Origin of the sequence: Flavimobilis marinus (genome assembly GCF_900113055.1) — a bacterium.
Classification (GTDB): Bacteria; Actinomycetota; Actinomycetes; order Actinomycetales; family Cellulomonadaceae; genus Flavimobilis; species Flavimobilis marinus.
Map to the genome: position 1 here is coordinate 1402 of NZ_FONZ01000006.1, position 26444 is coordinate 27845.

General features: G+C 71.9%; 26 protein-coding genes. 15 read left to right on the forward strand and 11 right to left on the reverse strand.

Annotated elements, in window-relative coordinates; genetic code table 11:
• Nucleotides 1-89: 89 nt before the first annotated feature.
• From BMZ30_RS12905 to BMZ30_RS12920, 4 genes are read left to right on the forward strand one after another with little or no spacing between them, the layout of a single operon-like run.
• Complete coding sequence (locus BMZ30_RS12905; protein WP_093379649.1) at nt 90-791, forward strand: acetoacetate decarboxylase family protein; 702 nt, start codon at nt 90-92, stop codon at nt 789-791.
• Between the two features lie 47 nt (nt 792-838).
• Complete coding sequence (gene rlmC, locus BMZ30_RS12910; RefSeq protein WP_093379652.1) at nt 839-1981, forward strand: 23S rRNA (uracil(747)-C(5))-methyltransferase RlmC; 1143 nt, start codon at nt 839-841, stop codon at nt 1979-1981.
• Between the two features lie 59 nt (nt 1982-2040).
• Nucleotides 2041-2583 (forward strand): PadR family transcriptional regulator, encoded by a 543-nt coding sequence (locus BMZ30_RS12915; RefSeq protein WP_093379654.1) that lies wholly within the window; start codon nt 2041-2043, stop codon nt 2581-2583.
• On the forward strand, nt 2580-2900 hold the full coding sequence (locus BMZ30_RS12920; protein ID WP_093379657.1) for a hypothetical protein: 321 nt from the start codon (nt 2580-2582) through the stop codon (nt 2898-2900). Before BMZ30_RS12915 ends, BMZ30_RS12920 begins: the two co-directional genes overlap by 4 nt.
• Before the next feature lie 43 nt (nt 2901-2943).
• Here the strand turns inward: BMZ30_RS12920 and BMZ30_RS12925 are convergent, their stop codons facing one another.
• Nucleotides 2944-3519 carry a protein-L-isoaspartate O-methyltransferase family protein gene (locus tag BMZ30_RS12925; RefSeq protein ID WP_093379659.1) on the reverse strand — a complete coding sequence of 192 codons (576 nt, stop codon included), beginning with the start codon at nt 3517-3519 and terminating at the stop codon, nt 2944-2946.
• Between the two features lie 87 nt (nt 3520-3606).
• Nucleotides 3607-4362 (reverse strand): alpha/beta fold hydrolase, encoded by a 756-nt coding sequence (locus tag BMZ30_RS12930; RefSeq protein ID WP_093379790.1) that lies wholly within the window; start codon nt 4360-4362, stop codon nt 3607-3609.
• Between the two features lie 96 nt (nt 4363-4458).
• Here BMZ30_RS12930 and BMZ30_RS12935 point away from each other — a divergent pair, with 96 nt between their 5' ends.
• Entirely contained in the window at nt 4459-5289 is an 831-nt protein-coding gene (locus tag BMZ30_RS12935) for a CPBP family glutamic-type intramembrane protease (protein ID WP_229828387.1), read from the forward strand.
• Between the two features lie 71 nt (nt 5290-5360).
• A complete protein-coding gene (locus BMZ30_RS12940; protein WP_093379662.1) occupies nt 5361-7454 on the forward strand; it encodes a S9 family peptidase in 2094 nt (697 codons plus the stop codon).
• A 2-nt stretch (nt 7455-7456) separates the two neighbouring features.
• On the opposite strand, the gene BMZ30_RS12945 is transcribed toward BMZ30_RS12940, so the two are convergent.
• A complete protein-coding gene (locus tag BMZ30_RS12945; protein WP_093379664.1) occupies nt 7457-7768 on the reverse strand; it encodes a hypothetical protein in 312 nt (103 codons plus the stop codon).
• A 137-nt stretch (nt 7769-7905) separates the two neighbouring features.
• Between BMZ30_RS12945 and BMZ30_RS12950 the strand changes: the two genes are divergently transcribed.
• From BMZ30_RS12950 to BMZ30_RS12965, 4 genes are all read left to right on the forward strand, one after another.
• Complete coding sequence (locus BMZ30_RS12950; RefSeq protein ID WP_093379666.1) at nt 7906-9405, forward strand: threonine/serine exporter family protein; 1500 nt, start codon at nt 7906-7908, stop codon at nt 9403-9405.
• Nucleotides 9406-9468: 63 nt separating this feature from the next.
• A complete protein-coding gene (locus BMZ30_RS12955) occupies nt 9469-11085 on the forward strand; it encodes a peptidase associated/transthyretin-like domain-containing protein (protein WP_093379668.1) in 1617 nt (538 codons plus the stop codon).
• A 130-nt stretch (nt 11086-11215) separates the two neighbouring features.
• Nucleotides 11216-11452 carry a hypothetical protein gene (locus tag BMZ30_RS12960; protein WP_093379671.1) on the forward strand — a complete coding sequence of 79 codons (237 nt, stop codon included), beginning with the start codon at nt 11216-11218 and terminating at the stop codon, nt 11450-11452.
• Between the two features lie 24 nt (nt 11453-11476).
• Nucleotides 11477-12067: a sugar O-acetyltransferase gene (locus BMZ30_RS12965; protein WP_219810230.1), complete on the forward strand. Its 591-nt coding sequence runs from the start codon at nt 11477-11479 to the stop codon at nt 12065-12067.
• Between the two features lie 33 nt (nt 12068-12100).
• On the opposite strand, the gene BMZ30_RS12970 is transcribed toward BMZ30_RS12965, so the two are convergent.
• The 4 genes from BMZ30_RS12970 to BMZ30_RS12985 all read right to left on the reverse strand — a co-directional run bounded on the left by BMZ30_RS12970 (nt 12101) and on the right by BMZ30_RS12985 (nt 16826).
• The gene (locus BMZ30_RS12970) at nt 12101-13372 is read right to left on the reverse strand and encodes an amidohydrolase (RefSeq protein ID WP_093379673.1); all 1272 of its coding nucleotides are present in this window, start codon (nt 13370-13372) and stop codon (nt 12101-12103) included.
• A gap of 40 nt (nt 13373-13412) precedes the next feature.
• Entirely contained in the window at nt 13413-14960 is a 1548-nt protein-coding gene (locus BMZ30_RS12975; RefSeq protein ID WP_093379676.1) for an amidohydrolase, read from the reverse strand.
• Nucleotides 14961-15024: 64 nt separating this feature from the next.
• Nucleotides 15025-16251 (reverse strand): Fic family protein, encoded by a 1227-nt coding sequence (locus BMZ30_RS12980; RefSeq protein WP_093379679.1) that lies wholly within the window; start codon nt 16249-16251, stop codon nt 15025-15027.
• A gap of 53 nt (nt 16252-16304) precedes the next feature.
• Nucleotides 16305-16826 carry a cold shock domain-containing protein gene (locus BMZ30_RS12985; RefSeq protein ID WP_093379681.1) on the reverse strand — a complete coding sequence of 174 codons (522 nt, stop codon included), beginning with the start codon at nt 16824-16826 and terminating at the stop codon, nt 16305-16307.
• A gap of 121 nt (nt 16827-16947) precedes the next feature.
• Here BMZ30_RS12985 and BMZ30_RS12990 point away from each other — a divergent pair, with 121 nt between their 5' ends.
• Genes BMZ30_RS12990 through BMZ30_RS13000 form a run of 3 tightly spaced genes read left to right on the forward strand, consistent with a single transcriptional unit; the run spans nt 16948 to nt 19344 of the window.
• Nucleotides 16948-18156: a cobalamin-independent methionine synthase II family protein gene (locus BMZ30_RS12990; protein WP_093379684.1), complete on the forward strand. Its 1209-nt coding sequence runs from the start codon at nt 16948-16950 to the stop codon at nt 18154-18156.
• A 46-nt stretch (nt 18157-18202) separates the two neighbouring features.
• The gene (locus BMZ30_RS12995) at nt 18203-18811 is read left to right on the forward strand and encodes a thymidine kinase (RefSeq protein WP_093379687.1); all 609 of its coding nucleotides are present in this window, start codon (nt 18203-18205) and stop codon (nt 18809-18811) included.
• Entirely contained in the window at nt 18808-19344 is a 537-nt protein-coding gene (locus BMZ30_RS13000) for a hypothetical protein (RefSeq protein ID WP_093379689.1), read from the forward strand. Before BMZ30_RS12995 ends, BMZ30_RS13000 begins: the two co-directional genes overlap by 4 nt.
• 12 nt (nt 19345-19356) lie before the next feature.
• Here BMZ30_RS13000 and BMZ30_RS13005 read toward each other — a convergent pair whose 3' ends face one another.
• Nucleotides 19357-20952, reverse strand: coding sequence for a hypothetical protein (locus tag BMZ30_RS13005; protein WP_093379692.1), 1596 nt, complete (start codon nt 20950-20952; stop codon nt 19357-19359).
• A gap of 201 nt (nt 20953-21153) precedes the next feature.
• Nucleotides 21154-22188 (reverse strand): NAD-dependent epimerase/dehydratase family protein, encoded by a 1035-nt coding sequence (locus BMZ30_RS13010; RefSeq protein ID WP_177191379.1) that lies wholly within the window; start codon nt 22186-22188, stop codon nt 21154-21156.
• Between the two features lie 85 nt (nt 22189-22273).
• On the opposite strand from BMZ30_RS13010, the gene BMZ30_RS13015 reads away from it, so the two are divergent.
• A complete protein-coding gene (locus BMZ30_RS13015) occupies nt 22274-23752 on the forward strand; it encodes an L-serine ammonia-lyase (RefSeq protein ID WP_093379697.1) in 1479 nt (492 codons plus the stop codon).
• 158 nt (nt 23753-23910) lie between these two features.
• Here BMZ30_RS13015 and BMZ30_RS13020 read toward each other — a convergent pair whose 3' ends face one another.
• Complete coding sequence (locus BMZ30_RS13020; RefSeq protein WP_093379699.1) at nt 23911-24663, reverse strand: class I SAM-dependent methyltransferase; 753 nt, start codon at nt 24661-24663, stop codon at nt 23911-23913.
• Between the two features lie 180 nt (nt 24664-24843).
• Here BMZ30_RS13020 and BMZ30_RS13025 point away from each other — a divergent pair, with 180 nt between their 5' ends.
• Complete coding sequence (locus tag BMZ30_RS13025) at nt 24844-25404, forward strand: DNA-3-methyladenine glycosylase I (protein WP_093379798.1); 561 nt, start codon at nt 24844-24846, stop codon at nt 25402-25404.
• Between the two features lie 31 nt (nt 25405-25435).
• Here BMZ30_RS13025 and BMZ30_RS13030 read toward each other — a convergent pair whose 3' ends face one another.
• On the reverse strand, nt 25436-26335 hold the full coding sequence (locus BMZ30_RS13030; RefSeq protein ID WP_229828389.1) for a nuclease-related domain-containing protein: 900 nt from the start codon (nt 26333-26335) through the stop codon (nt 25436-25438).
• Between the last annotated feature and the right edge of the window lie 109 nt (nt 26336-26444).

Below are 26444 nucleotides of genomic sequence, written 5' to 3' on the forward strand. Positions count from 1 at the left end.
GTCCACCGAAGCTGTCGTCCACCGAAGCTGTCGTCCACCGAAGCTGTCGTCCACCGACGCTGTTCAGCCCACCACTCAGGGAGGGATCCATGCAGACGCCTGCCGCCACCTCGGGCGCGGCCTATCCGGCCCCGCCGTGGTTCCTCACCGGCACCATGACGTTCTCGCTCTTCTCCGTGCCCGCGCGAGCGGTTCCCGAGCTCACCGCACACCCGCCGCGCGGCCACCGCCCGGTCAGCCTCGGCCGCCACGCCCTCGTCGGCCTCGCCGTCGCACGCTACGAGCTCGGCTGCGACCTCTCCTACGACGAGCTGCTGGTCGCCGTGCTCACGCGGAGGGGCCTCGCGCTGCGGGTCACGGTCACGCAGATCTGGGTCGACAGCCCTGCGTCCCAGGCGGGCGGCCGCGCACTGTGGGCGATCCCGAAGGCCCTCGCCACGACCACCCGATCCGCTAGGGCCCACTCGGGCGAGCGAACCGAGTTCCGCACGCTCGACGGCGCCCCCATAGCCCGCCTCGACCGTCGCCCCGGTCGCCGCCTCCCCCCGAGCCGCGTCTCCGTCCCCCTCACCACCGCACAGCGCGAGGATCCGGTCGCCCCCCGGCAGCACTACGCGACCGCCGTCACCGCCCACAACACGGTCACCGCCACGGTCCGCACGGCCAGCGCCCACTGGGAGGTCGCCGTCGACGGCCCGCTCGGCTGGCTCACGGGCCGCCGCCCCCTCGCGACCTTCACGCTCACCGACGCGAACCTCACATTCGGCACCCGCGTCGACCGCTCGACGTGACCGAACCCACCCACGCCACCGGCAACCCGTCGCGGATACTGGAACTCATGCAGTGCTCCTACTTCGACTCAGCGCGGTGCTCCTCCTGCACCCTGCTGCTGCAGCCGTACGAGGAGCAGATCGCCGGCAAGGACCAGCGCTCGCGCGACCTCCTCGCCGCCTACCCCGACCTCGAGTGGCTCCCCCCGGTCACGAGCGCCGAGGCGGGCTTCCGCAACAAGGCCAAGATGGTCGTCTCCGGCACGGCCGCCGAGCCGATCGTCGGCATCCTCGACGAACGTGGCCTCGGCGTCGACCTGCGCAACTGCCCGCTCTACACCCCGGGCCTGCGCGCCGCGTTCCCCGCGCTCGCCGCGTTCATCACGCACGCGAACCTCACCCCCTACGACGTGCCGGGCCGGCGCGGCGAGCTCAAGCACCTCCTGATCACCGAGTCGCCCGACGGCGAGCTCATGGTGCGGTTCGTCCTGCGCAGCCAGGAGCCGGTCTCGCGGATCCGCAAGCACCTGCCCGCCCTGCTCGAGGCGCTCCCCCAGATCCGCGTCGCCTCCGCGAACCTCCTGCCCGAGCACAAGGCCGTCCTCGAGGGCTCCCGAGAGCTGCCGCTGACGGAGCAGACCGCGCTGCCCGTGCGCATGAACGACGTCACCCTGTACCTGCGCGCCCAGAGCTTCTTCCAGACGAACACCCCGGTCGCCGCCACCCTCTACCGCCAGGCGCGCGCCTGGGTCGACGAGGCCGCGCCGCGCTCGATCTGGGACCTGTACTGCGGCGTCGGCGGTTTCGCGCTGCACTGTGCGGACGACGCACGCGACGTCGTCGGCGTCGAGACCAGCGTCGAGGCGACCGCGAGCGCGAACCTGAGCCGCGACGAGCTGGCCCTCACCGAGCCGGGTGCCGCCCGGGTCACCTTCCATGCCGACGACGCGACCGCCTTCGCGCTCGCCGCACCTCACGCCCCCGACCTCGTGATCGTGAACCCGCCCCGCCGGGGCATCGGGCCCACGCTGGCCGGCTGGCTCGAGTCGGCGTCGGCGGTCCGCACGGTGATCTACTCGAGCTGCAACGCCGAGTCGCTCGCGCGCGACCTCGCCGCGATGCCGTCGTTCGCGCCCCGGCGCGCGCAGGTCCTGGACATGTTCCCGCAGACCGGACACTTCGAGGTGCTCGTGCTCCTCGAGCGCGCCTGATCCGACCCCGGCGCGCGCCGACCCTTGCCGGATATATCTGTCAGATACACCATGGGGGGATGGCACGCTCATCCACCACTCGCTACGCCGTCCTCGGCATGCTCACGCTCGGCCCCATGACCGGCTACGCGCTGCGCGAGACCATCGCGGGCACCATCGGTCACTTCTGGCACGAGTCCTTCGGACAGCTCTACCCGACGCTGGCGGCCCTCGAACGGGACGGTCTCGTCGCGAGCCGAGCCGCGCGGACCGGACGGGGACGTGAACACACGTTGACGCCGGCCGGGTACGACGCGTTGCGCACCTGGCTCGCGCAAGCCCCGGCCACGTCCTCCTCGCACCGCAGCGAGCTCCTCCTCAAGGTCTTCTTCGGGCGCCACGCCGAGCCTGGCACTGTCGAGCGCCATCTCGAGATGCACCGGGGCGCACTCACGGAGTCTCGGGCCTACCTCGCGGACCTCGAGGCTCAGGTCGCCGACGATCCTGCGCCCGACCAGGCGTACTGGCTGGCCACGGTGCGACACGGGATCCACCTGACCGACGCCAGCCTCGCGTGGACCTCGGAGACCCTCGCCTCGCTCACCCCGGAGACAGCACCATGACCCGCCGCCAACCCGCCGCGCCGCTGCCCGCCGCCGCCCGCCACGAACCCACGGCACGTCAGCGGTGGCTCGGCTGGAGCGGCGCGGTCATCGCCACAGGGATGACCACGGTCTGGTCCCTCGTCATCCCCGAACGAGCCGCAACGGCGACCGGCCTGCAGGAAGCAGCGATCCGCTACGGCCATCCCGTCTGCTGGGCCCTGCTCGCCATCGTCGGTGTCCTCACTGCGATCGGTGCCCCTCGCCGAGCCCGCGATGCGTTCGCCTTCGCGGCCGGCGCCTCCTACGTTGCGTTCCTCGCGGGGCTCACCCTCTGACGCGGCCGCGGCGCGGGCACGTGCAGGTCGATGGGTCGCCGCCCTACGGATCGCCCACCTCACGCAGCGGCACGAACCGGTACGCCCCGAGCGTGCGCATCTCGAAGGTGTCACCGTCGCGTCGCACCACCCCCATCGTTCCGCGCACCGGGATGACCATGCGGCCCTCCGGAGTCAGCTGCGCGACGAGCGACGCGGGCACCTCCTGCGCCTCGGCCGAGACGAGGATCCGATCGAAGGGGGCGCCTTCGGGCCACCCCACCCGACCTGGGACCGCCTGCTCGATCCGCGCGTCCACGCCAGCGCGCGCCAGGTTCTCCCGGCCCATCTCGACGAGAGCGGGCTCCAGCTCGACGCCGACCACGACCCCGCTGGGCCCGACGACCCGGGCGAGCAGCGCAGTCGTCCACCCGGAACCCGAGCCGACGTCGAGCACCCGGTCTCCCGGCTGAGGGTCGAGGAGCGTCAGCATCTCGGCGACCGTGGACGGCTGAGAGCAGGTCGCGCCGTACCCGATGGCGAGCGGGACGTCGTCGTCGCCTCGCGCGGACACCTCGGGCGGCAGATATGCGGCGCGCGGGCGGGCCACCATGGCCTCCCGGACCTCAGCGACTCCCATCACGCACCTCCCCCCTCAGGGTTCGGAGCCCTGGTCCCATCCTTGCGCGCCGGAACTCCTGATGCACGTGGTGCTGCTGAACTGCGATCAACGCACCCCGTCGAGGAACGCGTCCACGGCGGCGTGGAACGCCTCCGGCTGGTCCCGGCGCACGCAGTGACCGGTCCCGGGGATCACGACGGTGCGCAGCTGCGGGTTGTCGACCTGAGTCAGGTCTGGGGCCATCGGCGCCTCGGGCGGGAGCACGAGCAGGCCCGGCACGGCCAGCGAACGAAACTGCTCCTCCCAGTCGTGATCCCCCAGGAACAGCCCGTCGTGGATGTAGGCGCGGTCGACGTCTCCCTTGCACGCAGCCCAGGCCTCGATCTCCTCCATGCTCCACGGCGTCTCGCGTCGCATCCGCGCGATCTCCGCGTCGGTATCCGCCATCGCGTCCAGGAATCCCTCGTTCATCGCCACGAACGCGGGATCAGGCACGCTGCCGGCCGGCTTCGCCGGGTCCTCGAGCACGACGGCGCGCACGAGTTCCGGCCGGGCGAGCGCCGCGCGCAGCGTGAGGAACCCGCCCAGCGAGTGCCCGACGACGATGACCGGCTCCGGCTGCGCCTCGAGCACCGCGAGGACGTCCGCGACAAGCACCTCGGGGGACCGCGAGATCTCGTCCGGGGTGAACCGCGGCGACGAACCGTGCCCCCGCAGGTCCAGGGCGAGCAGATGCCAGCGGTCCTGCCACCGCGCCACGAGATCGGGCCACGACGTGCCCGCCTCGGTCACGCCGTGCACCAACAGGATGGTCGGCGCGGAGGGGTCGCCGTACTCGTGGATCGTCAGGTCTGTGGTCACGTCTCGCACTCTAGAGACACCCGCCGACACGGAGACGTCTGCCTCGCGGGCCCCACTCGACATGCCGACGTGGCGCGCCTTCGGCATGCTGGCACGGTGACGACGCCCGCGACCGACGCCCACGGGCCCGACGCGGCCGCCGTCGACGTGCCTGCGCTCCTGTGCGCGGCGGGAGTCTCGGCGTCGGCCGTCCTGCTGTTCGGCGTGCACGCCCGCCCGGCGGGCTACGTCGTCCTGCTCGTCAGCCTCGTCGCCGCCGCCGTCGTCCGCCGCGCCCTCGGCAAGGATCTCCTGCTGATCGCCCTCGGGATCCTGATCATCAGCACCACCTCCATGGAGGCGGACGTCTCCTGGCCCCGCTTCTTCGCCATCGGCACCGCCCTCACCCTCGCCGTCGCCGTCCCGTTCGCCGTCGACCGGCTCGTGTACCGGCGTAGGGCCATCCGGTTCCCGTGGCGGACGGGGCAGCCCTGGCCGCGGTCGGAGAAGGCCTACCTCGTGGCCGTCCCCCTGCTCGGTTGGGCGATCCTGCCGTTCTACTTCGTCACCTCGGGCGCCTACGAGAACTGGCCGTCCCTCGAGGACGACGGCGCCCTGGCCAGGTTCTTCGTCGGCGTCAACGGCGTCGGGACCTGGGACGAGCTGTTCTTCATCTGCACGTGCTTCACGCTGCTGCTGCGACACTTCCCGGCGTGGCAGGCCAACCTGCTGCAGGCCGCGATCTTCGTGTCGTTCCTGTGGGAGCTGGGCTACCGCGAGTGGGGCCCGTTCCTGACCATCCCCTTCGCGCTGCTGCAGGGACTCATCTTCACGCGCACCCGGTCGCTGACCCTCGTGCTGATGGTGCACCTGCTGTTCGACGCGATCGTGTTCATGGCGATCGTGCACGCCCACGACCCGTCCCGGTTCGCCATCTTCGTGTACTGACCAGGGCCGATGCCCGCGTGGCCACGAGCGCCGACGTACGCGGTGTCGGTGACTCGTGCTGAGATGTCCTGGTGACTGAGAACCCCGGCGACACCTCCGCATCCCCCGAGACCCCGTTCCACGACCTCGACGCCTACGTCGCCCTGCCGCGACTGGGCTCCCTGACGATCTCCCCCGACGGACGTCGCCTCGTCACCGGTGTGGGCACGCTGAACGACGACGGCACCGGCTACGTCACCGCCCTGTGGGAGGTCGACGCCACGGGCGAGCGCCCCGCGCGCCGACTCACGCGCGGCGCCAAGGGCGAGTCTCAGGCACGCTTCACCCCCGCGGGTGACCTCCTGTTCGTCGCCAAGCGCCCGGGCGGGGACGACGACGAGGTGCCCGCCCTGTGGACCATCCCGGCCGACGGCGGAGAAGCCCGCATCCTCGCGACGCACCCCGGCGGCATCGAGGCCGCCCGCGCGGCCGAGTCCGGCGAGGTCCTCCTCGTGCAGGCCTCCGCGCTGCCGAGCTCCGCTGACCTCGCCTCCGAGAAGGAGCTGCGCGCCGCCCGCAAGGACGCCAAGGTCGCCGCGATCCTGCACACCGGCTACCCCGTGCGCTACTGGGACCACGACCTCGGACCCGCCGCACCCCGTCTCTATGCTGCGGCCCTCGCTCCGGGCGGTACGATCCCCACGGGCGACGCCGCCGCGGCCGACGACGAGCCACTCGAGCTCCGGGACCTCACGCCTGACGCCGGCACGAGCCTGATCAACGCCGCCTACGACCTCGCAGCGGACGGGTCCTTCCTGGTGACCACCTGGCGCACGCCCGAGGGGCACGGTCGGCTCCGCAGCGACCTCGTCCGCGTCGACGTCGCCACCGGCGAGCGCACACCGCTGCTCACGGGCGACGCCGAGGTCGAGTTCGCCGCGCCGCGCCTGAGCCCGGACGGCGCCAGCCTGGCGTACGTCCGCGAGGACCGCGGCACCGCCGAGTCGGCCGTCGTCGTCTCGCTCTGGGTGCTCGACCTCGCCTCCGGCGAGCAGCGGCGCCTCGCCCAGGAGCGGGACTCCTGGCCCGGCCAGTTCCACTGGCTGCCCGACGGCTCCGGCCTCCTGATGACCTCGGACGAGGACGGACGCGCCCCGGTCTTCCACGTCGACGCCGAGTCCGGAGCGATCGCCCGCCTCACCGGTGACGGCGCGTTCAGCGACCTCGTGGTCGCCCCCGACGGCACCGCTGCTTACGCCCTGCGCGCCTCGTACGAGCACCCGGCAGAGGTCGTCCGCGTCGACCTCCCGAGCGCCGCGACCGGGGCCTCGGTCACTGCCCTGCGCGGCCCCGTCCCGCGCCCCGAGCTGCCGGGCCGCCTCACCGAGGTGGAGACGACGGCCGACGACGGCACGCGCGTGCGCTCCTGGCTCGCCCTGCCGCACGGCGCGAGCGCCGAGACCCCCGCCCCGCTGCTGCTGTGGATCCATGGCGGTCCGCTGAGCTCCTGGAACTCGTGGAGCTGGCGTTGGAACCCGTGGCTGATGGTGGCCCAGGGCTACGCCGTCCTGCTGCCGGACCCCGCGCTGTCCACCGGCTACGGGCAGCACATGATCCAGCGCGGCTGGGGCCGCTGGGGCGCGGAGCCCTACACGGACCTCATGTCTGCGACCGACGCGGCCGAGGCCCTGCCGGAGATCGACGAGACCCGCACCGCAGCGATGGGCGGCTCGTTCGGCGGTTACATGGCGAACTGGGTCGCCGGCCACACCGACCGGTTCCGCGCGATCGTCACCCACGCGAGCCTGTGGGCCCTCGACGGGTTCGGGCCGACGACGGACGCGGCGTACGCCTGGGAGCGCCAGTTCATGGCGCTCGAGAAGGGCCACTCGCCGCACGAGCACGTCGGCAACATCCGCTCCCCGATGCTCGTCGTCCACGGCGACAAGGACTACCGCGTGCCGATCGGCGAGGGCCTGCGCCTCTGGTACGAGCTGCTCGCGAAGTCCGCGCTGCCGCAGGCCGAGGACGGCTCGACGGTGCACCGGTTCCTGTACTTCCCGGACGAGAACCACTGGATCCTCAAGCCGCAGCACGCGAAGGTCTGGTACCAGGTGGTGCTGGGCTTCCTGGGCGAGCACGTGCGGGGCGAGGACCCCGCCGACCTCCCGGAGCTGCTGGGCTGAGGTCAGCCGAGCGAGCCGCCCTGGAACAGCACCTCGCGGATCAGGTCGAGCACCTCGAGCTCGCCGACGGTGCGGGCAGTGCGTCGCGCCTGCATCCAGACAGCCGGGTTCCGAATGTCACCCTCGGCGCGCTCGATCAGGTACGCACCGGGGAGACCGTCCTCCGCCAGCGTGGTGACGTGCCAGGTGACCGGGAAGCCAGTCTGCGCGTCGACGCCGTGCACCGAGACGTGTGCGGCGTCGGCGCGAGGCGCGGCAGAGGGAGCAGCCGCGGGGTAGGCAGTGAACGCCTCGCGCGTCAGGGTGTCGGACATGTCGTGCTCCTCGGTCTCACGGCGGGATCTTCCGCTCGCCCCTCCCATCGGCGGGGTTCCGCGGTTCGTGAGGCCCCCAACGGGTGATCCGGAGCGCACACGACGCCCACCCGCACAGGCACCCCTAGACTCGCCGGATGGGACGGCGGCTGGATGTGCGGAGGCTTGCCCGACGTGTCGGCGGAGGCGCACCGAACCTCCAGACCGGCCTGCGATCGCGACCCGAGGGCCTCGACTCGGCAGCCGTGCGCGGCGTGCTCGAGCTCGGCCTGCGGATCGGCGAGTCGATGCTCGCCCTCGGCGCCTCCGCAGTCGACGTCACCCAGGCGATCCGCACCGTCATCCGCGCGTTCGGGCTGCACGGCACCCAGATCGACCTGACCTTCACCGCGATCACGGTCTCCTACGACCGCGGCGGCGACGAGCTGCCGGTCACGATGATGCGCATCGTCCGTGACCGCATCCCGGACTACGGCCGGCTGCAACGCGTCGTCGAGCTCGCGCAGGACGTCGCCGACGCGCCCGTGCCTCCCGAGCAGGCGATGGAGCGGCTCGAGGACGCCCACACCCGCCTCGACCGGATCGTCACGGCACCGCAGACGTACCAGCGGTGGGTCATCACCGTCGCGCTCTCCGCCATGGCCGGCGCGATCGCGGTCCTCCTTGGCGGCACCCTCCCCGTCATGCTCGTCGCCGCGGCCACCACCGCCGCGATCGACCGCGTCGTGTGGGCGCTCGGGCGCCGGGGACTGCCGCCGTTCTTCCTCCAGGCCGCTGGCGCCGGCGTCGCCGCGCTGGTCGCCGTCGCGCTGTATCTCGCCGTCCCCCATCTGCCGATCGACCCGTCGTTGCTCCCCCCGTCGCTCGTCGTCGCCTCCGGCATCGTCGTCCTCCTCGCCGGCCTGTCGCTCGTCGGCGCCGCCGAGGACGCGATCTCGGGCTTTCCCATCACGGCCGCCGCCCGCTCGTTCGAGGTCGTCGTGCTCACCCTCGGGATCGTCGTCGGCATCACGGGCGTGCTGGACCTCGCCCGCCGGCTCGGCGTTCCGCTGGTGCTCTTCGACCCCCCGACGGCCACGTCGCACGCCGTGGTCCGCACCGCAGCGGCCGCCGTCGTCGCGCTCGGCTGGGCCGTCGCGTCCTACGCCCGCCCCCGCGCCGCCTTCGTCGCCGCCGGCATCGGCGCCGTCTCCTGGACCGTCCTGACCACCGTCTCCGGGCTCGGTGCAGGGCCCGCGGTCGCCTCCGCGGCGGCCGCGCTCGTCGTCGGCTTCCTGTCCGAGTGGGCCTCGCCCCGGCTGAAGGTGCAGTCGATCGTCACGTCCGTGTGCGGCATCGTGCCGCTCCTGCCCGGGCTCGCGATCTACCGCGGTCTGTTCGACATCGTGTCCAACACCTCGACCGGGATCCTGCCCGGGTTCGCGGAGCTGTTCGGCGCGATGATGATCGGCCTCGGGATCGCCGGCGGCGTCACCCTCGGGGAGTTCCTCGGGGCGCCGCTCCGCCTGGGCACCAAGGGCGGAGGCCGCAGCCGGAGCACCGCGATGCGCGGCGTCACGCAGAAGAACCTGCGCCAGCTGCGCCGCCGACGCGCCGTCCCGACCACCGAGCGCATCGGCCAGCCGCCGAGCTCCTGACGCGTGGCTCTTGTCCCGCAAAGTCCGGAGTGTGACGCTTGTCACATGTCTACGGGATCATGTATGACGCGGCGTAGAGCCGCAGCACTTGTTCTCGCCGCTGCCCTCGCACTCGCGCCCGCAACGAGCATCCCGGCCACCGCCACCGGCGCGGTCACCGACACCTCTACCTCGATCGCCAACGCCGTCACGACCGCGTCCATCAGCGGGAGGCTCGTCGACGCGGCGGGCCACGCCCTGCCCGGACTGGTGGTCGGCATGGACCTCCCGCGCGCGACGGGCGCGTACTTCACCGAGCAGCTCAAGCGCACGACCATCACGGACGCCGACGGCTACTTCACGCTCAAGCAACCGGCCAGCGGCAAGCGCTTCCTGCTGCGGGTCCACGACCCCGTCAGCACGGACGACCCTCGCGCGTTCCAGAACGACGGTCGCGTGCTCCCGACGTGGATCGGGTCGCGCGCCGTGCAGAGCCACAGCCGGGTGGCCGTCCCCACCGGGTACCGAGCCCGGACCAGCGCCATCGCGAGTGGAACCCACCGGCTCGCCGCACCCGCGGGGTTCGACGTCGCCGTCGAGGGCGCGTCCCCGTCGACCACGCCGACGCTCAGCGTCCTCCGGCGCGACGGCACGACCGTCGCCATCGCAGGCGTCGACGACCTCACCCGAGGCTTCATCCCGGGGCGGTACACGATCCAGGCCTCAGCGCCCGGGTACTTCACCGACTCGCAGCGGGTCACGCTGGACGCCGGCGAGCTCGACACCACGACCCTCAGCCTGAGCCGCGCCCCGGTCATCACCGGCGTGGCCACGGTCGACGGCATCCCGTCCCGGGGCGCGGTGACCCTGCACGGCCCTGATGGTCGGCTCCTCGACACGGACCGGCCCGACGCCGCCGGGCGGTACGACCTCCGGGGGGTGCACGAGCGCGGTCGCCACACGATCACCTCGACCAAGAAGAGCGTCCTCACCGGGAAGAGCCAGACGATCGACATCAGCGCGAGCAGCGAGCGCGTCGACATCGACCTGCAGATGCGCCGGACGAGCCGGACCGGCGTGGTGGCGGGCACCGTCCGCGGGGCGCCCGGGAAGGGCGGGACGCTCGTCACCCTGATCCCCGTCGCTGCACCGATCAACGGGCGCGGCGACACGGCCGCGCATGCCTCGACGATCGTCCAGAACGGAGAGAAGTTCCGGCTCCGAGCGCTGCCCGGCACCTACCGTCTCGTGCTCCGCTCACGCTTGGTGCAGCCCGAGCGCTGGCTGGTCACGACGGTCCGCGTCAAGGCCCGCAGCTCGACGGCCGTCGGCACGGTCACGCCCAAGCGCCGGGCCGACGCGGCGCTGGCGGCGACGCTGGTCCACGCGGACTCAGGCAAGCCGGTGCACGACGAGGCCCTCCTCCTCGCGGCCGCCACCAGCAAGTCGCGGCCGACGATCAGCGAGCGCGACGAGAACTACCCAGGAGCGACCGCCCGCCTGCGCCTCGGGGAGCTCATGGGAGGGCGGTATTCGCTCCGCATCTGGGGGCCCCCGGTCAACAGCGATGTCGAGACACCCATGTACGCCTACAAGTCCCCGTACTACTGGACTGCGAGCGACAAGGTGCGCGTGCGTTCCGGCCAGACGACGCGGATGGGCACCCTTCCCGTCACCCTGCACGGCGGCTTCCTGCCCTAGGTCCGCGCGCCCCTCCCGGGGCCGTCAGTCCGCGGGATGATGCGGCCCTCCACCGCCGGGTGGAGGGCCGCATCGCACGTCGAGCCGGCCGGTGGATGTGGCATCGATCCGGTCTCGACAGAGTTGAGGCATGACCACGACACACGCCCCCGCCCCCCGCCGCCACGTCGACGCTCCCCCCTCGTTCCCGCCGCAGCAGGCCGTGGCACGCCCGTTCCTCACCGACGACGACGACCACGACTCGTGGCGCACCTCCACCGCCCCCGCGGCCGTCTCGATGGCACTCCTCACGGGCCTCGGCGTCGGCGTGATCCTCGGTCTGCGCGGCCTCGTCGACCTCGTCGGCTCGTTCCTCGTCGCCGGCTGACCGAGTGTCACGTAGCGTCGGACCATGAGCGCAGACACCACCCCGGACGCCACCGACGCCCGCTCCATGAGGGAGCGCATGGACGCCGGTGACCTGTACATCGCCGACGACCCCGAGATCGGCGCGGCCAACGCCCGTGCCCTCGACCTCATGGACGCCTACAACGCGACGACGGTCCGCCAGGGACCGCTCCGGCGCGAGCTCCTCGAGTCGCTGCTCGGCGCTGTGGGAGCGGACACCGAGATCCGCCCGCCCTTCTACGTCGACTACGGCAGCAAGATCCGGATCGGCGCCCGCACCTTCGCCAACTTCGGCCTCACGGCCCTCGACGTCGCGCCCATCACCATCGGTGACGACGTGCAGATCGGCCCGCACGTCCAGCTGCTCACCCCGACGCACCCCGTCGACGCCGACCTGCGCCGCGCGAAGTGGGAGGCGGCCCAGCCCATCACGATCGGCGACAACGTGTGGCTCGGCGGCGGCGTCGTCGTCTGCCCGGGCGTGACGATCGGCGCCAACACCGTGGTCGGCGCGGGAGCCGTGGTCACCAAGGACCTGCCCGCGAACGTGGTCGCGGTGGGCAACCCGGCGCGGGTCATCCGTTCGGTGGACTGACCCGCGCCGGGCGTGCACGCCGGCGCGACCGCCTCAGACGAAGCGCTCGGAGCGCTCCACGACCCGGCCGCGGTGGGCGGCGTCGTCCCACGCATAGACGAGGGCGCCGTCGATGTAGACCTGCTCGGCCCGCGAGGGCACGTCGAGCGGGTCGCCGGACCAGACGACGACGTCGGCGTCCAGCCCCGGAGCGAGCGCACCGACGCGGCCGTCGAGACCGAGGAACGACGCCGGGTTGATCGTCAGCGCCTCGAGCGCCGTCTGGCGCGGCAGGCCGTCGCGGACGGCGAGCGCGGCCTGCAGCACGAGCAGGTTGATCGGGACCACCGGGTGGTCGGTCGTGATCGCCACGCGCACGCCGGCGGCGGCCAGCTTCACGATGTTCTCGATCGCCCGGTCGCGCAGCTCGACCTTGGTGCGGCTGGTCAGCATGGGTCCGAAGATCACCGGGATGTCGCGCTCGGCAAGCACGTCGGCGAGCTTGTGCCCCTCCGTGCCGTGGTTGACCACCAGGCGGTAGCCGAACTCGTCGGCCAGACGCAGCGCCGTCGCGAGGTCGTCGTGGCGGTGCACGTGCTGGTCCCAGGCAAGCTCGCCGTCGAGCACCCGCGCGAGGGTCTCGAGCTCGAGGTCGCGCGCGAACGGCTCGCCCTTCGTCTCCGCCGCGACGCGCTGGGCGGCGTAGTGCTGCGCCTTGAGGAATGCCTCGCGGATGACGAACGCGACTCCGAGGCGGGTCGAGGGGAGCTGCTTCTTGCCGCCGTACACGCGCTTGGGGTTCTCGCCGAGCGCTGACTTCACGCTGACGGACTCCGCGATGACCTGCTCGTCGACGGTGCGCCCGCCCCACGTCTTGATCGCGACGCTCTGGCCGCCGATCACGTTGCCCGAGCCGGGCTTGATGACCGCAGACGTCACGCCGCCGGCGAGCGCGTCGCGGAACCCCTCGTCGGCGATGTTGATGCCGTCGATCGCGCGGACCCCGGCGGTGTTGGGCTTCGTCATCTCGTTGACGTCGTCGCCCATGGGCCCGTTGGCCTCCTCGTCGATGCCGATGTGCCCGTGGGCCTCGACGAACCCGGGGAGCACCCACTTGCCGGAGACGTCGACGACGCGCGCGCCGTCGGGCACCGGGACGTCCGCACCGATCGCCTGGATCTTGCCGCCGGACATCAGGACGGTGCCGCCCTCGATCGGGTCGCCGACGACGGGGACGACCCGGCCGCCGACGAGCGCGACGACGTCGGCTCCGTCGGAACGTGCCGGGCTGGAGGCGGGCAGGGGCGCGGTCGTGGGTTCAGTCATGCCGCCACGATAAGCACCGCCGCGAAGGGCGCGCGCCGGCTCAGCGCCCGTCGTGGACCACGCGACCGGCGACGAGGGTGACCGCGACGGACATGCCCCGCAGGTGCTCGGAGGTTTCAGCGGTCGAGCCGAACGGCTGCAGCGGGTCGGCGTCGACGAGCACGATGTCCCCCGGACCGCCCGGCGCGAGGCCGGTGCGCCCATCGGTGCTGGCCGCGAGCGCCTCGGCGACGGTGAGGTGCTGCTCGGGGTGCCAGGCGGGACGGTCGTCGGCGCTGCGGTGCACGGCGGCGGCCATCGCGAGCCACGGGTCTAGCGGCGCGACGGGCGCGTCGGACCCGAGCGCGAGGACGACCCCGGCGTCGGACAGCTCGCGCAGCGGGAAGCTGCGGGCCGACCGCCCAGGCCAGATCGCCTCGGTGACGTCGCGGTCGTCGAGCAGGTGGGCGGGCTGGACCGAGGCGACGACGCCGAGGCGCGCCATCCGCTCAGCCTGACCGGGCGCGACGAGCTGCGCGTGCTCGACCGACCCGCGGGTCCCGGTCACCTCGAACGCGTCGAGGGCGATGTCGACGGCGGCGTCGCCGAGCGCGTGCACCGCGGCCTGGAGCCCGCCGGCGTGGGCGCGGGCCAGCAGCTCGGTGAGCTCGTCGGGCGACACCGCCTGCACGCCGTGCGGCTGGTCCGGCTCGCCGGGGTTCGGGTACGGGTCGCGGCAGTGCGCGGTGCGGGTGCCGAGCGAGCCGTCGGTGATGATCTTCAGCGGGCCCTGGGTGAGCAGGCCGCCGCCGCCCGGGATCTCCTGGCCGGTCGCGTAGCCGAGCGCGAGGACGTCGTCGAGCCCCGGCGTGTACACAGCCGCCCGCACCCGGAGGGTGGTCAGCCCGGACAGGAAGCGGTCCGGCCAGTAGCGGGTGCTGTCGTGGAACTCCATGTCGGTGACGCCCACGACCCCGCGGGCCGCGCACGTGGCGAGCACCTCCCGGTAGCCGGTCATCTCCTGACCGGGCGCCGCGACGTCGTCGACGATCCTGTTGAAGCGGGTGAGGGCGTCGAACCAGACGGTCTCGCGGACGAGGCCGTCGTCGTCAGGCGGGTCGAGCGGGAGGTCCAGCAGGCGGCGAGCGACGGTGTTGACCCAGCCCGCGTGCACGTCGTTCGAGGCGAGCACCACGGGGACGTCGCCGACGACGGCGTCGAGCCCGGAGAGCGTCGGGCGGTCCGTCCACAGGGGCGCCTTGAACCCGAAGCCCTCGACCGCGGGCTCCCGGGGCCGCGACTCGAGGCGCTCGCGCAGCAGTTCGAGGGCGTGCGCGGCGCTCGTCGCCGTCGTGAGGTCCAGCCGGTTGAACGACTTCGCGACCTGCCCGAGGTGCACGTGCTTGTCCCACAGGCCCGGGATCGCCCAGCGCCCCTCGGCGTCGAGGAACGCCTCGCCCTCCTCGCGCTCCAGGCGAGGGCCGACGGCGGTGATCACCCCGTCGCGGACGCGCACGTCGAGCGGGGCACCGGAGCCGGGCACGCGGGCGCCGCGCAGCAGGAGGGAGCCGACGAGGCGAGGGCCGACGGCGGGAGGGGTGCGGGTCATGCGGACACCTTAGGCCGGGCGCACGGGCCGGGCAGCCTCAGCGTCCGCTCAGGTCGGCGCTCGGTCACGAGCGCCGGAGGCCAGCGGCAAAGTCGTCCAGGACGCTGACGACACCGGGGTGCTGCCACACACGGTTGCGTCGCATCCCGGTGCGTTCGACCAGCACCCCCGCCCGCGCGAGCTGGTCGAGCGAGCGCTGCGCAGCGACGGGGTTCATCCCGAGGCGATCCTGCAGGTACCGACCGTTGACCACGGGCTGGGCGATCAACGCGGGCAGCACCTTCCAGGCCCCGGCCTGTGAGCGCAGACCCAGCTCGTCCAAGGCAGCACGCCCGGCGTCGATCTGCGCGACCAGCGCGTCGACGAGCCTCGACCCGGAGACTGCGGCGAACCGCGAGGCGCCGGCGAACTGCTCCACGATCGGGCGTGCATCCCCGCGGCGGTAGGCCGTCAGCGCACTCGTGTAGGCATCGGTGTCGACCAGCAACCCGGCGGAGATCGGCGCCGTCGTGCTGGTGACCAGACCCTTGGCCCGCATGAGCGCGTGCACGAGGGCGCGCCCGGTGCGCCCGTTGCCGTCCGTGAACGGATGAATCGTCTCGAACTGGGCGTGCGCGATCGCGGCTTGGGCCACAACAGGGAGATCGAGCCGCGCCATGAACGTCACCAGATCGTCGATCGCCGCGGGCACCCGGGCGTGATGGGGCGCGATGTGCGCGGCTCCGCGTGGCGATGCCGCGCTCGCACCCACCCACACCAGCTGCTCGCGGTAGCGCCCGGCGTGCGGCTTGTCGCCGCGCTGGCCGCTCAGGAGGACCCGGTGCATCTCGAGGAGCGCCGCGGAATCCAGGTGGTCGGCGAGACGCAGCGCCGCCTCCATGGTGCGCACGTTGGCGACCACGACGTTGGCGTTCCCTGCCGTCGACTCGTCGATCTGGGCGAGCGCCAGCTGGCGGGCGGACACGGTGAGGTTCTCGATCTGGGACGACGACGCCGACTCGGTCCGCAGCAAGATCGAGTTCATCGGCCCGAGCGTCGGGTTGTCGTGGCCGAGGCGCGTGCGGGCGTACTGGTCGAAGCTCGACAACGCCGCCGCGGCCTCCTCCATGTCTGCCACAAGGTCGGCAGGGAACTGCAGCGAGAGCTCGGCGATCGTCGGCGTGATCGTTCGCTCGTACGGACCCGACGCGTCGGCCATCGCACGGCGCGAGAGCATGCCGGTGTTGTCGGCCACCCAGTAGTCGGGCTCATGGTCCACGGCGGGCACGAGCAGCGGGCTGTCTGTACCCATGGACGTACGTTACCAACAGATCCAGAGAAAATGTTATTAAGGCTACGTCTTCTTTACGCTTCATCACCGACACGGCCAGCCACGCTGCGCCAGAGCTTCTCGAGCGCGCGAGCCAGACGAGCGGCGTCGGGCTGGAGCTCTTCGTCACGACTCGAGCGCAGCGCTGCACGCAACGCTTCGACCGCCGCATCGACGCTTCCACCCCGCGCCAGGACACTCGCCGCTGCGTCTGCGAGGTCGTCGACCTCGCCCGCAGGCCACTCTTGGCCGTCGTGCGGGAAGAAAGCGACGTGGAAGCCGCTGCGGAAGGCTCGCACCTGGTCCCGGTCGAGCCGCCGCACCTCGCTGTGCTCCGTGCGCCCCGGCAACCGCACCGCGACCGCGCGGTACGCATATCCGTGCTGGTCGGCAGCCTCCACGTCGACCTCGACCTCGTCGTCCGCCGCGAGCGCCCGATACCCGTCCATCTCGATCGCCGAGAAGTGCGCCCAGCACCCACCGGGAGTCGCCGGAGAGTCGATGACGCCCCAGCCCTCCTCGTCGTGCCACTCCCGTACCCGCCCCCGCGATCCCATGCCGGAAGTATGCCCGTCCGGGGTTTGGGACGAGCGTCCAGCATGTGGCAGCGGCTGGTGGAATGGGCCCACGGCACACGCAGCCGCCAGCCGCAGCACCACCGACGCCCCGGAGCCCGCCATGCAGAACAGCGCCGACCGCATCCTGACCTCCCACGCCGGGAGCCTGCCCCGCACGCCCGAGCTGATCGCCGCCAACGAGGCGCGGGAGAACGGCACCGCCGACGACGCCGCGTTCGGCAGTCTGCTGACGAGCGCCGTTGTCGACCTGGTGCAGCGCCAGAAGGACCTCGGTGTCGCGGTCCCCGGCGACGGCGAGTACGGCAAGTCCATGAGCTCGGCCGTCGACTACGGCGCATGGTGGTCCTACTCGTTCGGCCGCACGAGCGGGCTCGAGCTCGACACCACCGCCCGCTGGATCACCGACGACGTCCAGTCCGAGCCCGGCAACATCCGTCTCACGGGCTTCGGCAACCGCCGCGACCAGCAGCGCTTCCGCGGCGCCTACACCGACCCCGAGTCCGGGATCTTCGGTGGCGCCCCCAAGCCGTTCCCCAAGACCACCGGTCCCCTCGCCTACACCGGCCAGGCTGCGATCGCGTCCGACGTCGCGAATCTCAAGACTGGCCTCGAGGCCGCGGGCTACGCCGAGGGCTTCCTCACCGCGATCGCCCCGGGCAGCGCCGCCCGCATCGCGAACGAGCACTACGCCACCGACGAGGAGCACGTCTGGGCGTGGGCCGACGTCCTGCGCGAGGAGTACCAGGCGATCATCGACGGCGGGCTGATCCTGCAGATCGACGACCCGTCGCTCGCCGAGAGCTGGGACCAGATCACCCCCGAGCCGAGCGTCGAGGACTACCTCGCGTTCAGCCAGGTCCGCATCGAGGCCCTCAACCACGCGCTGCGCGGCCTGCCGGCCGACCGCATCCGCTACCACCTGTGCTGGGGCTCCTGGCACGGCCCGCACACGACCGACCTGCCCATGAAGGACATCGTGTCGACGATGCTCCAGGTCAACGCCGGCGCGTACACGTTCGAGGCCGGCAACGTCCGCCACGAGCACGAGTACCGCGTCTGGGACGACGTCACGCTCCCCGAGGGCAAGGTCATCCTGCCGGGCGTCGTCTCCCACGCGACCAACGTCGTCGAGCACCCCGAGCTCGTCGCCGAGCGCATCGAGCGGTTCGCGACCCGCGTCGGCCGGGAGAACGTCATCGCCTCGACCGACTGCGGCCTCGGCGGGCGCCTGCACCCGGAGATCGCCGTCGCCAAGCTGGAGACGCTGGTCGCCGGTGCGGACATCGCGACGCAGCGCCTCTGGCGCTGATCGCGCTCGCACAGGGCGGGCACCGGGAGATGGTGGAATAGCCCCCATGGCCAAGCTCTACTTCCGCTACGGCGCGATGAACTCCGGCAAGTCGACGTCCCTGCTGCAGGCGGCGTACAACTACGAGGAGCGCGGCCACCAGGTCCTGCTCGCGAAGCCCGGCGTCGACACCAAGGCGGGACGCAAGATCCACTCCCGGCTCGGCGTCGACCGCTCGGTCGACTACGTGATCGGGGCCGACGACGACGCGTACGGCCTCCTGCAGACCAACCGCGAGCGCGTGCAGCGCGAGACGGGCCGCGACGTCAGCTGCCTGCTGGTCGACGAGGCGCAGTTCCTCTCGGCCCGGCAGGTGAACGACCTGCTGCGCGTCGCCGTCCTCGATGGCATCCCGGTGATCTGCTACGGCATCCGCACCGACTTCCGCACGGCCGCGTTCCCCGGGTCGCAGCGTCTGCTGGAGATCGCGCACAGCCTCGAGGAGCTCAAGACGATCTGCCGCTGCGGCCGCAAGGCGGTCTTCAACGCCCGCCTGGCCGACGGAAAGTTCGTGTTCGACGGCGACCAGGTGGCGATCGACGGCACCGAGGTCACGTACGAGTCGATGTGCGCGGCCTGCTACCTGCGCGAGTCCGGCGGGCTCCTCACGGCATGAGCGATCCCGCCGGGACCGGCACCCTCGACTCCCCGGGGCTGCGCGCGCTCGTCGCGCGCGGCGACCATGCCTCGCTCCTCGACGCCCGCGACCTCGCCCTGACCATGTCGGTGTCCGCCGTGCGCGGCGAGCTCGACTACGACCTGCTGGACGAGCACGCCGAGAGCGCCTCGCGATTCTTCCGCCTGTGGCTCGACCACCTCGCCTGGGGCGGCTCGGGGTTCGAGCAGATGGCCGTCGCCGACTGGGTCGGGGCTGAGCACGGGCTCAGCATGGTGCACGTCGACCGCGCGTACGGGATCGGCGCAGCGGTGACCGTCGACGCGCTCGCCCGCGTGACCGCACAGCTCGCCGACACCCTCACGGCGTTCCGGTTCTTCACCGACGGGCCCGACGCCGAGGTCGACGCGGCCGTCGCCGACCGGTTAGACCGGCTCGCGGGGACGCTGGCCGCGGTGCACGCCGAGATCGCCGAGGAGGCCGCGCGGCTCCCGGCTGAGCTCACCGAGCCGCCGGTCGTCCGTTCGGAGTGAGGGCGTCCCGGCTCACCTCCCCCTGACCGCCTTGGTCCTGGCGGAGCTCGACGTCACCGCGGCATATCCCGGCTTCTTGACGGTCACCTTCACCGAGATCTTGTCGCCCCTGTCACGCGAGGAGATCTTGTACTTCTTCTTCGTCGCGCCCTTGATCTTCTTGCCGTCCCGCAACCACTGGTAGGAGTACTTCGCGCGCGTCACGCCCACCTTCGGCACCACCGCTGTGAGCTTCTTACCGACGCGCGGCGCACCCTTCACCTTTGCCCGCTGGCGCACGGCGATCTTTCCGGCCTTGATCTTCGGCGTCGCGGACGATCTCGAGGTCACCGACGCGAACCCCGGCTTCCTGACCGTCACCGCGACCGCGATCTTCTTGCTCTTGTCGGCCGCCTTGAGCGTGTACGTCTTCTTCGTCGCGCCCGTGATCTTCTTGCCGTTGCGCAGCCACTGGTACGCCGTCGTCACGCCGGGCGTCACGACCTTCGGGGACACGGCCGTCAGCTTCCTGCCCACCCGGGCGGCACCGCTGATCCGTGCGGACGAGCTCGTGACGATCACCCCCGCCCGCACCGGGGCAGTCACACCGGAGACGGCGACGGCGGAGGCGCCGTTCGCATGGGAACCGGTGACTCGCACGCTGATCCGCCGCGCGACGTCCTGGGGGACGATCGTGTATCGCACTGCTGTGGCACCGCGGATGACCGTGCCGTCACGCAACCATTGGTACGCGAACGTGACACCCGGCGGGTCCCAGCCTCCTGGCGTGACCGTGAGCGTGCTCCCCACCTGCGCGTCCCCCACGACCCGAGGGACGGCAGCCGTGAGCCCGGGAGCCTGGACGACGGCGGTCGACACCGAGTCGAAAGCCATCCCTATCCCGGAGGCCTCGGTCCGGAGTGCGAGGCGCGCGCCGACGTCCGCCTGCGTCACCAGGTACGTGGCTGACGTCGCACCGGGGATCGGCACGCCGTCCCGGAGCCACTGATGGGCGTGGGGCGCGTCGTAGGGGTGCCACCACCAGCTGTCCGCCGTGAGCGTCTGCCCGACGAGCGGAGTGCCCGAGATCGTCGGGAGGTCGGAGCCGCCCTCCGCCTCGTAGGTCATGAAGGTCGAGTAGTCCCACCACCATCGATCATGGTCTTGGCTGTCACCGGGGTAGTGCGTGATGGCCGTCCAGATGCCACCGCGGGCGACGTCGCCCGCGGTGGTCGTGTACGTCAAGGAGCACTCGAGCATCCCGCCCGGTTCGAAGGTTGTCGGAAGAGGAGCAGTGCTCTGAAACGTGTAGGAGTCGGGTGACAGGCCCATCTCCACGCAGTCGCCCCCGACTGCGAAGCCAAATCCATCGCCGCGAGGCCCTTCCCGGTCGGGTGAGAAGTGGATCTCTACCGCTTCGTTCGGCGCCGCCTGGATCGCGAAGTCGTTGTTGTTCGTCGCCGTGTAGGTGAACGTGACCTCGTCACCGGCCCGGAACGATCTCTCGATGTTCTTGCTGATGTCCAGCGTCAGCAGCCGCTCCGGCACGGCTTCAGCGGCGAGCGCGGGTGGCGCGACGACGCCCGTCGTCGCCACCAGACCCAGCAGGGCAGCTGCGGCGGAGGCCATCACGCGGGCGCGGACACCTGGCTGAGCACTAAACATGCCGATCTCCAAGCCGTCGAGGCATTGGGCGTGACCGCGCGCCCCGGGTGAGCGCAAACTATCGGGCCTCGACCCACGGGTCAACGACCTTCGCGAATCCGACAATGCGCACGATCCGATTGCCGGCGGCACGGGGGTCGAGGACGACCGCTCCGCCGCCGAGGATCACTCAGCGAACCCGTCCCCGTACGCCCGCGCCATGTCCGGGTAGGCCTCCTGCCAGGTGCGGCCCTCGAGGCGCTCGAGGATGGAGGCGACTGCGGCCGGGGCGGCCTCCGCGTAGGTGTGGACCGCCTCGTAGCCGACGCTCGCCGCAGCACTGAGGTCGAGGGCCATCGACCGCGGTATCGACCACGGGGTCGCGCCCGGCGGGGCGGCGAAGTCCGGCGACTCCGGATCAGGGTCCCCCAGGGGCACGATCTCGGCAGCCGACCCCAGCGCGTCGAGGAGCGCCTGGACGATGCCCGTCACGCTCAGGGCATCGGGGTCGGCCGAGTTGAACGCCCGGAATCCCGGCGCAGTCCCGTGCAGGGCGTCCTCGGCGCTGCGCCGGGCGAGCCGGGCGAGGTTGGTCGTGGCCGTCGTCGGGAGGGCATGACCGCCGGCCATCGGGAGCGGGATCGATTCCAGGCCCGCGAGCGCCCGCAGCACGACCCACAGCTCGCGCGGCGTGCGGGACCCGGGTCCGTGGATCCCGCCGGGGCGCAGCGCCGTCACCGGGACGCGGGCGCCGTCGCGCAGTGTCTGCTCGAGCGCGACCTTGTCGCTGCCGTACGTCCCGCGGTCCTGGGCCCACGTCGGGTTGTCCTCGCGGATCGGCACCGCGAAGCGGGGGAAGTTCTCGACGCCGTCGCGCCCGTCCTCGAGCCCGCGTCCGGCGTCGTCGACGTACACGTCCAGGGTCGAGACGACAACGAGGCCCCCGACGTCCTCCTGCGCCGCGAGCAGCTGGCGACCGTCGGCGGCGTCGAACGCGACGACGTCGACCACCGCGTCCGCCCCCGTGGCGAGCACCGCCTCGAGCTGGCCGGTCTCGCTGCGGTCCGCGACGACGTCGGACACCCCGAGATCGCTCCACGACGGCGGGACGGCCTGCCGCCCGCGGTGCACCGCGGTCACGTCCCACCCGGCGGCCGCGAAGTCCGCGACCACCGCGCGACCAACCTGACCCGTGCTCCCGACGACAATGACCTTGGGCATACGCTCAACGTAGCGGTGAGACGCTGGTCTCACGCCCCGTCGCGTGCGTTCGGCGGGCACGACCGGCGGGGTCCACCATGGGCTCATGGGTTCTTATGTCTCCGTGCTCGACCTGTTCTCCGTGGGGATCGGGCCGTCCAGCTCGCACACCGTCGGGCCCATGCGTGCCGCGACGGCATTCGTGGCGTCGCTCGCCGAGCAGGAGATCCTCGACGACGTCGCGCAGGTGACGGTCAAGCTGTGCGGGTCGCTCGGGGCGACCGGCGTGGGGCACGGGACGCCCGACGCCGTCCTCGCTGGCCTGCGCGGGCAGGCGCCCGAGACGTGCGACCCCGCGGCGATCCCGGGCGGCGTCGCCAAGCTCGGCGACGGACGGACGGTCGAGCTCGACGAGGTGCACGCGGTCTCCGGTGGCCGCGAGATCACCATGACCAGCGACGACGTGATGCTCGCGCCGCTCACCCGCATGCCCGGGCACCCCAACGGCATGCGCTTCACGGCGCTCGGCGGGGCGGTCGGGGAGCACGGCCGCCCGCAGGTACTCGCCGAGCAGGACTACTACTCCGTGGGCGGCGGGTTCGTCGTGACCGCGGAGGATCTCGCGGCCGTCGAGTCGTCGGGCGCCGCGCGCGAGGCCGACCCGACCCACCGCCCGGCCGAGCCTGGTGCGGAGGTGAGCGACGACGTCGTGCACCCCTTCGCGAGCGCCGACGAGCTTCTCGCCCTGTGCGAGTCCACCGGCATGACGATCGCGCAGGTCGCGTGGGAGAACGAGTGCTCCCTACGCCCGGCCGAGGAGGTCACCGCGGGGCTCGACGCGATCTGGCAGGCGATGAGCGAGTGCGTCGACGCCGGCCTCAACCGCATGGGCGTGCTTCCCGGCGCGCTCAACGTCAAGCGTCGGGCGCGGGCTCTGCGGGACCAGCTGACCGACCTCGAGGCGCGTGGGCAGGACACCGCGATCGAGTGGCTGCAGGCGTACGCCATGGCGGTCAACGAGGAGAACGCCGACGGGCGGCGCGTCGTCACCGCGCCCACGAACGGCGCCGCGGGGATCATCCCGGCGGTCGGGCGGCACTTCCTGCGCCAGCGCCCGGACATCGCCGACGACGACGAGGCCCGCCGCGCGACGATGCGCACGTACCTGCTGACCGCCGGGGCGATCGGCGCGCTGTACAAACGCAACGCCTCGATCTCGGGGGCCGAGGCCGGGTGCCAGGGGGAGGTCGGGTCCGCATGCTCGATGGCCGCCGGCGCGCTGACGGCCGTGATGGGCGGGACACCGCGGCAGATCGAGAACGCCGCCGAGATCGCGATGGAACACAACCTGGGGCTCACGTGCGACCCCGTCGGCGGGCTCGTGCAGGTGCCGTGCATCGAGCGCAACGCGATCGCGTCGTGCACCGCGGTCTCCGCGACGCGGCTGGCGCTGCAGGGCGACGGGTCGCACGTCGTCAGCCTCGACACGGTGATCGAGACGATGCGTCAGACCGGGCTCGACATGTCCACGAAGTACAAGGAGACCAGCACGGGCGGGCTCGCCGTGAACGTCATCGAGTGCTGACACGGTCGCGGCGGCTCCGCGCCGGCTGCTGCCCTGGGCCCCGCACCGTCCCGCTCACTGCCCTGGCCCACGCGATGCCCGCGCCGCGCCATCCTTCCGCGAGATCGTGACTTTGGCCGCGACTTCGTGAGTTCAAAGTCGCGAAGTCACGGGGGAAGTCACGAAGTCGCGGCGGGCACGGTTGAGGAGAGGCGCCGGAAGAGGCCCGCCCACAGGAAGTCCTCGCCGAACAGCGGCGACTCCGCGCCGTGCGGCTCCATGCGGCGCAGCTCGATCTCCGCGAGCCAGTCGAACAGCCGCCGCAGGTCGGCGTCGCGGTACGCCACGCCCCCGGAGAGGCGACCCTCCCGGTAGAAGTCCGCGTCCGGCGTCTGCGCTCCCATGGCGTCCCACGCGAAGCACACGAGACCGAAGGCACCGCCCGGCTTCAGTGCGCGCTCGAGCAGCCAGCGGTAGCTGACGCGGCGGTGCGGGGGCAGGTGGTGGAAGCAGCCCGAGTCGTAGACGAGGTCGTAGTCCGCGAAATCCGGACCGAGCTCGAAAATGCTGGCCTCGACGAACCGGACGTCGACACCGGCCACCTCCGCGCGCTCTCGGCCCCAGACCAGCGCCGCCGGTGAGAGGTCCACGGCATCGACCGTGAAGCCGTGCTGGGCGAGCCAGATCGCGTTGCGCCCGGGTCCGCAGCCCAGGTCGAGCGCCCGTCCGCCCGTGGGCAGCAGCCCTGCCCCGTGCCAGGCGATGAGGGACTCGTCGGGGGCGTCGCGGAAGAATGGCACCCCGCGGTCGCGGTCCTCGTAGAACCGGTCCCACCAGCCGGCCCCCTTGGCGGTCCAGCGGTCGGCCTCCTCGGCGAAGAGGTCATCCATGAGGGCGAAGACGTCCTCGATGCTCGACACGTGGCGTTCCATGCGACCTCTTTCCCTGCGGCTGGCGCCGCGAGCAGCCCTCCGGCCCGTGCCCTCCAGTTTATTTGCCTGACCTGCAGTTTTGTGCCTTTTGGACCCTTGCATGGCGGGCTCTGGGCGCACTCACGACAAGCCTGTGGATAGCGTCCGCGCACGTCAGGGGGATACGGCACAGTGGTCGCCATGACGACGACGCAGCGGTGCTTCGGTGACGGCGATCCCCTCTACGAGGCGTACCACGACGACGAGTGGGGCAAGCCCGTGCACGGTGACGCCGCCCTGCTGGAACGGATCGCGCTCGAGGGGTTCCAGTCCGGGCTCTCGTGGCTGACCGTGCTGCGCAAGCGCCCCGCCTTCCGGGAGGTGTTCGCCCAGTTCGAGCCTGAGGCGATCGCGGCGTTCGGGGACGACGACGTCGCGCGCCTCATGGGCGACGCCCGCATCATCCGGAACCGGGCGAAGATCGAGGCCACCATCAACAACGCGCGGGCCACCGTCGCGCTGCACGACGCCGGGGAGAGCCTCGACGAGGTGTTCTGGTCGTTCGCGCCCGAGCCGCGCGACCAGCGGTGGGCGAGCTACGCCGAGATGCCGGCCACGACACCCGAGTCCGTGGCGATGTCGAAAGAGCTCAAGCGTCGGGGCTTCCGGTTCATCGGTCCCACGACCGCCTACGCGGCGATGCAGGCCTGCGGGCTGGTCGACGACCACCTGGCGACGTGCCCGGTGGCGCTGGGGCGGTGAGAGCCGACAAGTTCGATCCCAACGTTGCGCGTCATGCCACCGGGAAGGCGACCGCCAGTGCCCTGTGCACGGCCGCCACGCGTTCTGGCGGGATATCGCCGTCCGCGGTCACGTAGTCGGCAACCTTCTTGGGCCACGCGACCAAGACCTTGTCTATCCAGAAGGCCCCACCGATCAACGGCCAGTCCGCGGCCACGAAACACAGAGCTCCGACCACGGGGATGTCGTCGAAGCCGGCCGACGCGAGCGCGGTCCGGACCAGAGCCGTCTGCTTGTGCACGCCGATGAGCAGCTTCGTCTGGTCGCGCCCCGCCACCACAAGAGACTCCTTCCGTGGACGCAGGATCCCGCCCTCGACGCGAAGCTCTGGCCGCCCTTTGTACTTCTTGGCGTCGATCACGTGCACCCCGGCGGCACTCACGACGATGTGGTCGATGTTCGCCTTCGTGCGTGGGATTCGTCGGTCATGAAGCGCCCGGACACCGTCGAGCTCGTTCAGTCGGCGCCCGAGCGCCTCCTCCCCCGCGGCACCGACCGCCCACGCACGGGTGCTCTGGGGCTCTTCGCTCACGGCCAGCATCAGGCCGCCCAGACGAGGATGCATCGTGCGGATCCGCTCCTCGCGCGCAGTGCGGCGGCGCTCATACTCGCGCTTCGCCGAAGCCCCAGCTGCACCGGTCTCGACGTGGTCCGTGTCCGCTGCCGCCGTGGGGATCTCCGGGTCTGAGAGCGATACGCCGTCGGCGAGCGGGAGCTCGCCTGCGGCTCGTGCTGGGGCTGCTGGGCAATCGAGGCAGCTGACGACCCTCGCCGCGCGGTCGTACACCGCCCGCACGCCTTGACGGATCGCGGTGCCGCAGCGCACGCAGGTGCCCTCGTACCGCAGTCTCATCGTCTTCGTGGACGTGCTTGCTGCGTCGCTGGCATCCATGGTGTGCCATCGGCACACGCACCCCGGGCCTCAAGCTGTCTGGCGTCGAGGAATGTGCGCTTTCTGTCGTGCGGAGCAACGAATAGTGCACATTCCTGGGCCCGGCCGG